At 41.1% G+C, this 12,845-nt stretch carries 11 protein-coding genes; 3 read left to right on the forward strand and 8 right to left on the reverse strand.

Annotation, left to right across the window (positions count from 1 at the left end):
- Positions 1-460 precede the first annotated feature (460 nt).
- From CLW00_RS12445 to CLW00_RS12480, 8 genes are all read right to left on the reverse strand, one after another.
- Positions 461-1,708 carry a carcinine hydrolase/isopenicillin-N N-acyltransferase family protein gene (locus CLW00_RS12445; protein ID WP_106134016.1) on the reverse strand — a complete coding sequence of 416 codons (1,248 nt, stop codon included), beginning with the start codon at positions 1,706-1,708 and terminating at the stop codon, positions 461-463.
- A gap of 12 nt (positions 1,709-1,720) precedes the next feature.
- Positions 1,721-2,851: a nitrilase-related carbon-nitrogen hydrolase gene (locus tag CLW00_RS12450; RefSeq protein WP_106134017.1), complete on the reverse strand. Its 1,131-nt coding sequence runs from the start codon at positions 2,849-2,851 to the stop codon at positions 1,721-1,723.
- Positions 2,848-4,194, reverse strand: coding sequence for a flavin monoamine oxidase family protein (locus tag CLW00_RS12455; RefSeq protein WP_106134018.1), 1,347 nt, complete (start codon positions 4,192-4,194; stop codon positions 2,848-2,850). The genes CLW00_RS12450 and CLW00_RS12455 overlap by 4 nt, the downstream gene beginning before the upstream one ends.
- A gap of 35 nt (positions 4,195-4,229) precedes the next feature.
- On the reverse strand, positions 4,230-4,751 hold the full coding sequence (locus tag CLW00_RS12460) for a helix-turn-helix domain-containing protein (RefSeq protein ID WP_211300194.1): 522 nt from the start codon (positions 4,749-4,751) through the stop codon (positions 4,230-4,232).
- Entirely contained in the window at positions 4,748-4,945 is a 198-nt protein-coding gene (locus CLW00_RS12465; RefSeq protein ID WP_106134019.1) for a DUF4160 domain-containing protein, read from the reverse strand. Before CLW00_RS12465 ends, CLW00_RS12460 begins: the two co-directional genes overlap by 4 nt.
- 132 nt (positions 4,946-5,077) lie before the next feature.
- Positions 5,078-7,414: a glycoside hydrolase family 95 protein gene (locus tag CLW00_RS12470; RefSeq protein WP_106134020.1), complete on the reverse strand. Its 2,337-nt coding sequence runs from the start codon at positions 7,412-7,414 to the stop codon at positions 5,078-5,080.
- A gap of 106 nt (positions 7,415-7,520) precedes the next feature.
- A complete protein-coding gene (locus CLW00_RS12475; RefSeq protein WP_106134021.1) occupies positions 7,521-8,171 on the reverse strand; it encodes a hypothetical protein in 651 nt (216 codons plus the stop codon).
- 102 nt (positions 8,172-8,273) lie between these two features.
- Complete coding sequence (locus tag CLW00_RS12480; RefSeq protein WP_106134022.1) at positions 8,274-8,849, reverse strand: TlpA family protein disulfide reductase; 576 nt, start codon at positions 8,847-8,849, stop codon at positions 8,274-8,276.
- A gap of 173 nt (positions 8,850-9,022) precedes the next feature.
- Between CLW00_RS12480 and CLW00_RS12485 the strand changes: the two genes are divergently transcribed.
- The 3 genes from CLW00_RS12485 (at position 9,023) to CLW00_RS12495 (ending at position 12,549) form a co-directional block, all read left to right on the forward strand.
- On the forward strand, positions 9,023-9,280 hold the full coding sequence (locus tag CLW00_RS12485) for a hypothetical protein (protein ID WP_106134023.1): 258 nt from the start codon (positions 9,023-9,025) through the stop codon (positions 9,278-9,280).
- 258 nt (positions 9,281-9,538) lie between these two features.
- Positions 9,539-10,156 (forward strand): outer membrane beta-barrel protein, encoded by a 618-nt coding sequence (locus tag CLW00_RS12490; RefSeq protein ID WP_106134024.1) that lies wholly within the window; start codon positions 9,539-9,541, stop codon positions 10,154-10,156.
- Between the two features lie 137 nt (positions 10,157-10,293).
- Positions 10,294-12,549: a Tex family protein gene (locus tag CLW00_RS12495; protein WP_106134025.1), complete on the forward strand. Its 2,256-nt coding sequence runs from the start codon at positions 10,294-10,296 to the stop codon at positions 12,547-12,549.
- Positions 12,550-12,845: the final 296 nt, after the last annotated feature.

Raw genomic sequence — 12,845 nt, forward strand, 5'->3', positions numbered from 1 at the left:
CGGATAACGCCGCTGTTAGTATCCTCACTTACAGCCCAAAACCTGCAGTACTAGCGTAGTCGAAGGGAGGTCTTAAACAAAAAAAATTCACGCAAATCTTGTCCCGAGTATTGGAAGACGCAAAGGAGCAAAGAAAATTAGAGCTGCATCTTAGAGGAATTGATACAATGTTTTTGGCTCCCTTTTTACTTTTTGCCTTTAACAATTTACAACCAGTTCCCCAGTTCCCAGTTCATCGATTCATCGATTCATCAATCCACCAAACTGCACAAAGAGGATTACCCATACACTACCACAAACCCAACTTTTAACATTTAACTTTTAACAATCTACAATCAGTTCCCACATTCATCAATTCCCCAGTTTCCAGTTCCCAGTTCCCAGTTCATCAGTTCATCGATTCATCGATTCCCCAGTTCCCCAGTTCATCAATTCCCCAGTTCATCAGTTCATCAATTCATCAACATAACCTAACACCATCATCATAAAACGCAAGTACTTCTTTCAAACATTTGCTACTGAAAGCTTCTAACGCTTCGTTATTGGGATTGCTTTGGATAAGTTGTTTTTCCCCATTTAAAAACTCCTCTTGTATTTGCTGCAATGTGGGAAGTATTTTTTGCTTCCTCACCTTGTAATCTTCACAGACCCATTGATGCAGTTTTTCAGCTTTCCACCATAGTGACTCATTAGGGCTGCCTTCCGGTTTCCTCAATACTCGCATTGTATTCGTTCCCATAAAAAACGGGATGTAAATAGAAAGACAGGGCATGGAAGTCCCCGTCAGCCACACCGTACTCGGTGCCAGTTTTCTGATTTCTGCCACCATACTACCAGTGGTTTGACTAGGGTTGGTGAGTCCAGTAGCATGCATACAAAGGGATGCTGTATTGGCTTTTTTTGGGGAAAAATGAGGGTCAGGTAAGTTGTGGGTTTTCAGTATTGAAAATGTTTTTGCTATGTCTAGACTTCCTATAGAGGCTTCCATCAATGCCATGCTGCATGCTTTTCGGCTTTTTGCCCTACCTACTTTCGTGTAGAGAAAATCCGAAAAGTAAGCGCTGAAAGATAAAGGATTGGGCTTCTTTTTCAAGTTGAAAGGAAATGCTCTTTTTTCATCAAGTAAATGAATCTGATCAAAATCGGTTCCTATGCTGAGCCCATTGGATATACTTCCAAACTTGCTGATCGTTTTGACTGCCCAAGATTTTCCGGCTGTTTCGAGGATAAAGGCTTTCTTGGCATCTGCAACGATAAAACTGTTGTGGTAAAAAAAACTTTTATTCTTATATCCACCGCAAGCGTCTTGTCCGTAGGTAGCTAATAAGGTAGTAATTTGACTGATAGCTTCCACAGCTGATGTGGACCTTTCAAGTGCCAGCCTCAGTAGATCCATTCCTGTAAGACCGTCATTTTTCTGGTCGATTTTTACATTGGTGAAGACAGCTTCATTTCCAATGACTACACCAAATTCATTGACTCCCATCTCCGCTCCCCACATTTGGTATGGCTTGGAAAGTATCACCTCAAAGGTCTCTTTGACTTGTGGGATTTCAATGTATGTGCATTTAATGAATTTAGCTGTTTGAGCTGTTCTGGGAATGTGTTGGATTTCCTGGGCTTCATCAGGCTCTCTGTCTGAATTTTTGGCAAAAATCAGGTTGCCGTTTTTGGTAAAGGCTGGCAAACAAGCTAAGGTATCACACATAGTATTGCTGTTTTAAAATTGCATGCTCCAAATACCTCCTTGTTCGGCTGGATTGATATGTTGTAATGCTCCGCCTCTCAGGAAGAATGGTTGACCGTCAGTTCCCAGATCCCACAGCCTACCCCGAAGAAACACATTTGCGCCTACCTCGGCACCCGATTGAACCAGTCTGCCGGGAAGTGCATATTTCAACCAGGCTTCCTGTTCAGTCAATACGCCAATATCATTAAAATCCACGTCCGCTGGCGCCGGCCCACCATTGTACCCTCCCCAAGGTACATCCATCGCACCATCTATTGCGCAATAGGAATTGACCAAGACAATGTCTACGCCCTTTACTGCTTCATAACTTTCAGGGTACCAAGAGTCCGCACAGACCAGAACACCCACATTTCCAAAAGGAAGTTGGTATTGCGGAATGTCTTTTACATCAGCGGCAGTGACAAAGGGATGCTCAGAATCAATGGGGAAGGCCTTTCTTACCTCTCTCGGGTGAATATTTCCATCAGGGAGAAAAAGGAATGCGGTGTTGTAAAGGGGAGCTGTAGGATACACTTCAATTTTGGATCCGTTGATTTTAGGTTCGGGTAGGATGATACTGCCTGCCGCGATATGTACCTGATATTCCTTTGCCAATCGGGAAAAAGTGGAAGCATAAATTTCGGCCATTTTTTCAGATTTCATCCTAAACAAAGCCGCTGCGATTTTATCTGATTCTTTTGCGCTGTAGTTGAAATGTTGGAAAAAAGAAACTGGATTGCTAAATACCAATTTGGCCATCGCTGAAGTAAGCGAACTGCTTTCTGCCACAGATATCTTTTCATCCACAATGACCAGCCAAGTCCCCAAGTATTCGGGAAGCAGAACAATGCTGTTTTCGAGTATCAGACCTTGGCTAGAAGCCTCGGACAAGTAAGCATTCATTTTGGCATAAAACCTTTCAGCCTTTAGGTAATCTGTTTCAAGCATAAAAGGTTGAATTCCTATGATATTTCCCCTGATGCTGTCTGTTTCCAATGGGTTGACTTCCTGTACAAGGCTAATGTGACCTGATACTTCAGGCAAGTCTCTGTTATAACCTGTTTGGGTCCAAATGACCCAGACCATAATCAGGGCTGCAATGATGATTACGGCGTATTTCATATCAAAGTCTTTATTGCTTCATTTGCGGCTCTTTCTCCTGCTCTCACGGCCCCTTCAATATACCCAAACCATTCTGTCGAGGTTTCCGTGCCCGCCCAAATTATGGAGTTTTCTGACTCGGATAAAGTATTTTTGTATTCGATCCAGATGGCTTTGGGGTATAGTGCAGCATAACAGCCCTTACTCCAAGCTTCATCGGTCATGGTGAAGTCCTCATAAAAAACAGGATCTGCTGCCTGCTCTCCAAAGTAGGACACCAGTTTTTCCAACATAAGTGTTTCTCTTTTTTTCTTGTCATGCTGAAAGAATCCAACAGACCGGTCTGCAATCGTAAATCCAAGAATTACCCCATATTCCTCGTTTTTTGGGGAACTGTCGAAAATAGATTGAAAAGGTGAATTTTCATCTGCAAATGCCTGGCCGCTAAAGCCGCCTTTTCTCCAAAAGGGTTTATGGTAGACCATAAAGCATTTCCCCACTTTCCCCATTTCCAATTTTTGTAGCAAGCCCATTTTTGTTACTGAAAGCTTGGGCGCAAATTGTATTTCCCGAGTCAGTGGGGGTGGTATGGCGATGATTACTTTTTTACCCTGAATTTGAAAATCACCTCCTTTTACACAAAAGCCATCGACAGTCTTTTCTACCTCTTTTACGGCATGATTGAAAAAAATGTGATCTGTGAATTTTGCTGCTATTTTTTCAGCCAAAGTTTGCATACCACCCTCTATTCGGTGTTGCTGAGCGCCATCTTTGATATTGATCAGGGTATTGAGGTCTCGACCAGATTTGAAGTAAAATAGGGCATGGAGAAGTGAAATATCATGGGGCTTACTGGCAAAAACAGTTTCCAATGCTAGCGTGATGACTTTCATACAGGTTTTGCTGATGCAGTTTTTATAGAGAAAATCCTGCAATGTCATTTCATCCCATTTTGCAGCTTTTGGGTGAGTCCATGGCTTGGAACAGTCAATATTTTTGGCCATCCTTTCCAGTTTTCTCATTACCCAATCCAAGTTGACCAAAGAGATAATGTCCAATTTGGGAATCAAACCTTTGTACTTTTTGATTTTTCCATTAAGGTCCAGAATATGCTTGCCTTCGTTATAGGTGTCATAATACCCAACCCCATATTCACTGCACAATTCGTACATCCTATCTTGACCGGGACCAATCCATTGACCACCAAAGTCTAGGTATTTGCCATTTTCGAATCTTTTGGTGTACACCCTTCCGCCTATTCTATCCCTCGCCTCAAGGATTGAAAAGGAAACATTTTGTGCTTGTAAAATTCTGGCGGCAGCAAGACCCGAGAAGCCTGCTCCGATAATGATCACATCTTTCATTAAATATGGATAGGGGATATGAAGGCTATCTAAATTTATTCTATCGTTAATTTCAATTTTTTTCCAAGTCCAGCTTCCACTATTTTCCGAAATGTCGACAACTCAAGGTCAGTTTTATCATTTTCTATTCTTGAAATGTAAAATCTTGTTGTACCACTTTTCATGGCTAATTGCTCTTGCGTCAATCCTGCCTTCAATCGGGCACTTTTTATCAGTCTGCCGTATCTGTATTTTGAGGGTTCTTGAATATCTTCACTAAGTTCGAAAAGAACATCAGCCCCTATTTCGTAAGGCAGGGTTAAACTTTCCCCGTTTTCTCCTTTTACTTGAATCTCAATGTTCGGCCATGACAAGGTGTAGTTCCTGAGTTTTACTTTCTTAAATTCTTTTCCGTCAAGCAACGTATATTCAAAATCGTTTTTGGTTACATTCCATTGTTTGAAAATCTTTTCAAAGTCCAGAAGTCGATTCTCACCATTGTTAAACATGCATTGGATTTTGTGGCCTGTAATCTTTTCTATTTTAACTATTCTGGGAATTTTAATTTTCTGTCTCATAACCTTGGATTTAATTGGTTGAAAATATCCAAAAGGAATTGTCTGTTTTCTTTCGCCCAATCTTTCACTTTCTTTCTCTGTACTTTGGGTAAACTTCCGGCGTAGGTCTCCAATGTTTCTATTACAATCAATTCTTCAAATTCAGCAAATTTCGCATGAAAATGAGGCGGGGATGATCCCGAGAGTAAAATCAATTTTTATTTTGTCAATTGTTTTTATAGTTGGCATAAATTGTTACCTATTTAGATAACAAATTTCTTTTATTATTTCTTGATTTCCAAGGTGTTTAAGGGTTTTATGATTCGGGTGTCAGTTTAGTAGATTTATCAAAAACTAAACTCAAACCTCTCACCTTTATTTAAATCCACTTCCAGGCTATTTCCCTGATAAAATATCTTGGCTTTTCCGCCTATAGGAGTGCTGATGGAAGCATTTTTCAATTCACCATTTTGCCATTCTATATCTACTGTGAAATTTCCTCTGGCCTTCAAACCGGAAATTTTGCCATCGGGCCAAGCGGAAGGCAAAGCAGGCAAGAGATGAATAAATCCATCATGGCTTTGGAGCAGCATCTCTGCAATTCCCGCTGTGTATCCAAAGTTTCCATCGATCTGAAAAGGTGGATGTGCATCAAATAGGTTGGGATACATCGAAATTTCAATCAGTTTCTTCACATGCTCATATGCCATTTCCCCATCCATCAGTCGGGCTGAAAAATTGATAAGCCAAGCCCTGGACCAACCTGTACCGGCACCTCCGTATTCGAGACGGTAGTCTAGTGTCTTGCGAACAGCGTCAAAGAGTTCCGGTGTCCTTGTTTGGGTGATGGCATCTCCAGGGTGAAAAGCATAGAGATGAGACATGTGTCGATGCCCTTTTTCCGGCTCTTCGTATTCCTGGTCCCATTCCATCAACCGGCCATCGCGGCCTACCTGAAGTCCTGACCTCAATTTTGCGCGTTTTTCCTTTATTTCTGAAAGTAAATCTGTTTGTACACCAAGAATTTCTGTTGCTTTGATATAGTTGTCGAATACTTCGGCAATGATTTGTTGGTCCATGGCGGCCCCTAGAGTACTGGCTACTGCATCACCTTTGGCATTGATAAAACTGTTTTCCGGTGAAGTGGAAGGTGAGGAAACCAATTTTCCATCAGCAGGATGTGGAACCAGCCAGTCTGCATAAAACGCTGCCACCTCTTCCAAAGCTGGAAGCAAGCGTTCTTCCAGGAATTTCTTGTCTTGGGTAAACTGATACCTTTCCCAGTAATGCTGCATCATCCATCCTCCTGCGCCAATCCATGAACCCCAATAGGCTTGGGCAGCTTGGAGGAATGTCATTTTCCAGAGGTCAGTACCATGTGCAAAAGCGGCACCTCTCATGCCGTAGGTTTCACTTGCGGTTTTTTGCCCGCTCGGAATCAGGGCATCTGTAAAATCAAACAGCGGATCATGCAGCTCGCTGAGGTTGGTTATCTCAGCAGGCCAGTAGTTCATCTGTAAGTTGATATTCATATGGTAGTCAGCATTCCAAGGAGCTTCAATATGCCTGTTCCAGATCCCTTGCAGGTTGGCTGGAAGGGTGCCCGGCCTAGAACTGCCGATCAAGAGGTAGCGGCCATAGTCAAAAAGGAGTTTTTCTAAATGAAGGTCTGATTCTCCCGACTTTACCAATTCGATTCTTTGATCAGTTGGGATGGTGTCTGGAATATTCTCTCCCAATTGAAAATCCACCCGATTGAATAAGGCCTGATGATCATTTTGATGTCTTTCCTGTAATTCTGTAAAGCTTTTCCCCTTCAAACCCATCAAGTCTGACTGGTTTTTTCCCCGAAAATCATCGTGGTAATAGGAGGTGTTCGCTACCAGTTTGATGGTTAGACTATTTATATTTTCCACCCAAATGACATCTCCCTTTCCTTCCAATGTACCACCTTCATTTTCCAGCCAAGCCAAGGTCTGAAACCTCACTCCATGTAGAATTGGTGCAGGTTTGGAGTCAATCTGTCCCCTCCTTTGGGTGACCTCTCCGTCCATTTGGAGGATATTATTGGCAGGTGTAGTGGTTTTGACAGTGGGATGCCCAACATCTTCAGGACGGTCCAGTCGGATTTTGCCGTTAAGGCCCTTTGGATGGGTAGTGGTGATTTGGATGATGATCCCTTGGTCTGGAGCAGAAGCAATTACTTTTTGTTCAAAATCATATCCCTCGTATTGGTAGGTGACGGTAGCTGTCGCATTGTCGAGATCCAAACTTCTTTTATAATTGCTGATATTTTGGTGACCTAATTCCATCCAAAGGTCACCCATAGTTTGATGGGAGCGGGTTATTCCTTTTCTGGAAAACAAAGCCACCATGAGCGAATCGGCTTTTTTGTTTTCTCCTTGTACCAAAAGTTGCCTGATGTACTGTAAGTCCTCAGGTGTGCCGGCTGCCAAACCCCAGTCATCAGCACCGCCAGGCCAGAGTGAATCCTCGTTCAATTGTATCCTCTCCGCATCGGTTTTTCCGAAAACCATGGCGCCCAAACGGCCATTTCCCAAAGGCAAAGCTTCCTCCCACTTTTCAGCAGCTTGTTCATACCACAGGATGCTTTGGGCATATGTGGAATCGAATAAGAAGTAACTTGAAAGAAAAAGGAGGAATGAAAAAAGCGAAGACTTCATAGGATTGGGTTTAGGATATCAAAATCCTGAATAATTTCCGAATCCGCAAGAAGTCTGCTTCCATGGGCAAGGATAAGATGACTGTAGGTGAAAAATGGTGTCTTATTTAAAAATGAAAAGCAAATCTGATGGCTCTCAAAGGGATGAAAGAAAGTCCAATACTTTGGGTTTCGTTTTTTTCTTCTACAGAAATCCCCCTTTTTTCAGTGTAGATAGAATGATTGAACCTTGCAGAAACTCCCGTTTCGGCTGATACAGAAAAATGACGAGAAAAATGGTGCTTCATTCCCAAAAAACCTATACCAGAGTAATTGAAAGAATCATTTTTTTGAGTTGTGATAAAAGCGGGATCATCCGCATTTGGTTTGGAACTTGAACCTGAATAAGCAAAACCAAGATCAATACCATAGTACCCCATCATCCTTGTTGTTAAGTTTTTTTGCCATTCTTTCCCAATAGTAAATGCATAAAAATGATTCTGGAAATCTGTTGAATTAATTGGCGTAAAATCTGTTTCTACTGTTCTAAAATCACTTGAAAAATTAAGCCCAAATCTAAGAGCTACGTTTTTATCATTTTTAGTCTTGTAATGTCTTCTATAAAGTAAAGTACTTGGATAATTCCCATTGATGATCGGGTCAACATCAAGTGAAAGTTCATGTTTGGTTTCTTCGTAATCAAAAATAGGTTTTTCTTGGGCGAATGCCTGGGAAGAGATTGCTCCAAGGAAAAGGGCAATCAAGAGGAGGTCTTTCATAGTTTTAGGAATTTCGTGTAAAATTTAATTTTTCTACGAGATTCACACATAAGTAGTCAAAAAAAAACAGTTATATTCCTAATAACTTATTATTCAGCTCAATTAATTTTGACTGATCAGAAAATTCCTGAATTCTTCCGTGTCAAAATTACTCATGCCTTCCTGGTAAAATACAATTTCTCCATCAGGATTCACCACAAGAGTTGTGGGGATAGACTGACTTTGAAGAGAAGCGTTGAGGCCATAACTAGCATGTACCACAGGGAATGAAAAGTCTTTTTTGTCAATAAAATCTTTGCTTTTAGACATTTCCTTGTCCAATGCGATCATCAAAAACTCTAGGTTTTCCGTGTCCTTTACTTTTTTGTATAATTCCGAAATATGAGGCATCTCAGCTCTACACGGTGGACACCATGTAGCCCAAAGGTTGATAAATACCGTTTTTCCCCTATAATCATCCAAAGAGACCATATTGCCATCAAGGTCCTGAAATCTCCCTGTGTAATCAAAAGTTTTGTTGGTCTTATCCACCAAGGTAATTTTAGGCTTGATGATACCTGTGCTGAGTAGCAAAGATTGTAGACCACCCATGATCGGAGTGATCAGACCTGTAAAATATAAAAATGCGAAAACTGCCAGGATTATGCCCCAACTTTTAAATTCCTTTTTCCAATCCATAATTGTGATAAATGAAGCACAAAGATACCATAACCTTTGACTCGGATAAGTGATGAAGATTACATTGTGTCACTTCTTTCAGTTTATTTGATGTTGGTGTTTTTAATTTTACCATATGTTTATAAATTGTATGATGTTTAATTCTTAAAAAACCATATAAAACCACTTCAACCATGGAAAACACCAATACAAATGTCATGTCAGTAAAAGATTGGTTCATCACTGTTTTGATTGCAGCCATTCCAATCGTAGGATTTATTATGCTTTTTGTCTGGGGATTTGGAGGAGGAGTCAACCAAAACAAACAGAACTGGGCCAAAGGAACCTTGCTTTTGGTTGCTGTTGTGATTGGTTTGTACATTTTGGCTTTTATTATTTTTGGAGCCGCAATTTTATCCACCTTAGACATGGATAATGATTTTGATTTTTAGAAGAAAAAGAAGTATTTCATTAAAAATCCCAGGCATGATGTCTGGGATTTTTTTTGGTTTTAAGAGCTGGAAATTTAGGGTAGCAAATATTTATTTAGTGTTAATATCCTTTCACTAGTCAAATGAGAATGCCTTGACGAAGCTGATAAAGAGCTTTGAGATCCTTAAAGACTATTTTTTTTTCATTGAATTTTTACATCAATTTTTGACGAATAATTACATTATTTTCCGATATTTCATTTAACAAAACCTCTCAAAATGAAAAAGATATTTTTTATTCCATTTCTGATTTTGATATCCATCTTCGAAGTAAGTGCTCAAACCATCGAAATCTCTCCATTTACGGGTTATACTTTTGATCACGGATTCCCGATTCGTGGCGGAAGGGCAACCTTAGGAGGAGGGCAGACTGTTGGTGGCATGGTTAATTTTGCACTGAATGAATTTGCGGAGGTTGAAGTTTTGTACAGTTACCAAGGAGGTCTGGGTACCGCCAATTCCAGCCAACTGAGCGGGCCGGTCAGGGAACGTATTTCAGCACAGTATGTCATGCTGGGATACAATAGGTTATTTCCGCTTTCAAGTCAAATGGCACTTTTTAGCGGGTTAAAAGTAGGCACGGGGACTCTTGCTTCTCGGGACGATAATTTTGACAGCATTACACGCTTTACAGTCGGAGTTAATGGGGGGATGAAGTATTTCTTCACCGAAAATGTAGGCTTGAGGGTGCAGGCAAATTTGATGATGCCTATTTCAGATGTAGGTGCCAACCTGTGGTGGAGTCCGGGAAGTGGAACCCAAGTGGGAGTGGGCGGTTTTTCATCGATCATTCAATTTGGTTTTACAGGAGCTTTGGTGATCCGGATGAATCGCTGATTTTACCTGAGTAAAGAGTAGGGCAATTTTTTATGAAGAGTATCAGATTTTTAAGCGGCGAGCATTTAGATATATTGGCCAAAACTTGGGAAGGATTTTAAAACCTTGCTACTTTGTGCTCTACAATAAAGCGTCAAATGGATATCAATCATTTTGTAAAAATAGCCGAAGAACTCGGAGTCAAAGTCAAGCAGGTTACTGATACTGCAGAATTGCTCGATGGTGGAGCTACTGTTCCATTTATTTCTCGATACCGAAAAGAAGTTACAGGTAGTTTGGATGAGGTACAGGTTGCGTCAATCCGTGACAGGGTGCAGCAATTGCGGGATTTGGAGAAAAGGAGAGAGGCTATCCTCAAGTCTATTCAAGAGCAACAGAAACTTACCCCTGAATTGGAGAAGAAGATCAATGCTGCTGAAACCATGTCCATTTTGGAAGATCTTTACCTTCCTTACAAACCAAAAAGAAGGACTAAAGCCACTGTGGCCAGAGAAAAAGGCTTAGAACCATTGGCTGAGAAAATTTTCGCTCAAGAATCTTTTGACTTGGAAGCTGAGGCTGCTCAATATATCAGTGAAGAAAAAGAAGTGGCATCTTCTGAAGAAGCCCTTCAAGGTGCACGGGATATTATTGCAGAGTGGGTCAATGAAAATGTGGAGTTAAGGAAAAAGATGCGGAATCTTTTCATTGAAGAAGGTGAGTTTGTTTCCAAAGTAATTCCGGGAAAGGAAGAAGAAGCCATCAAATACAAAGACTACTTTGATTGGGCTGAGCCGATCAAAAGTGCTCCATCTCATAGGGTTTTGGCCATGAGAAGAGGCGAAAAGGAGTTGTTTTTGATGTTGGATTCATGTCCGGATGAAATTTCCGCTATTTCCATCATGGAAAAAACGATTCTTGAAAATGCTGCCAACTCATCAGTGGAACAGGTAAGGCTTGCGATTAAGGATTGCTACAAGCGATTATTAAAACCTTCGATGGAGACAGAAGTAAGGCTATTCACCAAGAAAAAAGCCGATGAAGAAGCGATCAAGGTGTTTGCTGAAAACCTAAGGCAGTTGCTTCTGGCAGCACCTTTGGGAGAAAAAGGAGTTATGGCCATCGATCCGGGTTTTAGAACAGGTTGCAAAACCGTATGCCTCGGACCTCAGGGACAATTGCTGAGTTTTGATGCCATCTATCCCAATGAACCACAGAAAAAGATACATGAAGCCGGTGCAACAGTAAGGCATTTGGTAGAAAAGCATAAAGTAGAGGCCATTGCCATTGGGAATGGAACAGCAAGTCGTGAAACAGAGGCTTTTGTTAAATCCTTGGGCTTACCCAAAAATGTCATTGTGACCATGGTCAATGAAAGTGGGGCATCCATTTATTCTGCATCGGATGTGGCAAGAGAAGAATTCCCAGACATGGATTTGACTGTAAGAGGTGCCGTGTCCATTGGACGTAGGTTGATGGATCCACTGGCCGAACTGGTTAAAATCGACGCCAAATCTATAGGGGTAGGGCAGTACCAACATGATGTAGATCAAAGTGCCCTCAAAAATTCTCTTGACGACACTGTAATGAGTTGTGTGAATGGTGTGGGAGTCGAAGTCAATACAGCTTCCAAACAATTACTGACCTATGTATCAGGACTAGGACCCGTTTTGGCACAAAATATTGTGAGCTACAGAAATGAAAATGGTCCATTCAAAAGCCGTGATGAAATCAAGAAAGTGCCTCGATTGGGTGATAAAGCCTTTGAACAAGCGGCTGGATTTCTTAGGGTCAGGAATGCTTCCAATCCTTTGGATGCTTCTGCAGTTCATCCGGAGCGTTATTCTTTGGTGGAGAAAATGGCAAAAGACCTCGGTGCAAGTGTTACTGACTTGATGACCTCGGAAGAGTTGAGAGCCAAAGTCGTGTTGAAAAATTATGTGTCTGAAACAGTAGGATTACCTACTTTGGAGGATATCATGGCAGAAATCTCTAAACCTGGAAGAGATCCCAGAGAGACTTTTGAGGTTTTTAACTTCCAAGAGGGTGTCAATGATGTCAAAGACTTAAAGGTTGGCATGAAGCTTCCTGGTATCATTACCAATATCACCAAATTTGGGGCATTTGTAGATGTGGGTGTCCATCAGGATGGTTTGGTGCACCTGAGTCAGCTGGCAGACAAATATGTAAGTGATCCGGCAGAGATAGTATCTGTCAACCAAAAAGTGGAGGTCACAGTCATGGAGGTAGACATAGCCCGCAAAAGAATAGGTTTGAGTATGAAGTCAGATCCGTTTGGGGCGAAACCAAAAGGCAAAAAGTCAGAAAAGACTACAGAAAATAGAGGTAAGACAAAAGAGCCTGAAGGAGATTTGGCAGCAAAGCTCGCCATGCTTCAGAATAAATTCAAGTAAAAATAAAGCGCCGTTGGAAATTCTCTTACGGCGCTTTTTGTTGCAGTTGGTTTAGGTAATGGCAGTTGTCTAATTAATCTTTTTTTGAATATATACACTTGACGTAAAAGCCTAAGGTTCTGTTTCACAAGTTTGGTTTAAATGCGAGTATCAATTGATTTTTTTTGCATCATTTATATTTTATCCAATATGTATATCCGCTTTCATACCAGTAGAATCTAAATAATAGAATTAACCTGAGGTTTTGAATTGAACCAATATCACCAAATATCCAACCAGCAACCCGGAGGGCAGGT

The sequence above is a fragment of the Mongoliibacter ruber genome (genome assembly GCF_003003005.1).
GTDB classification, from domain to species: Bacteria; Bacteroidota; Bacteroidia; order Cytophagales; family Cyclobacteriaceae; genus Mongoliibacter; species Mongoliibacter ruber.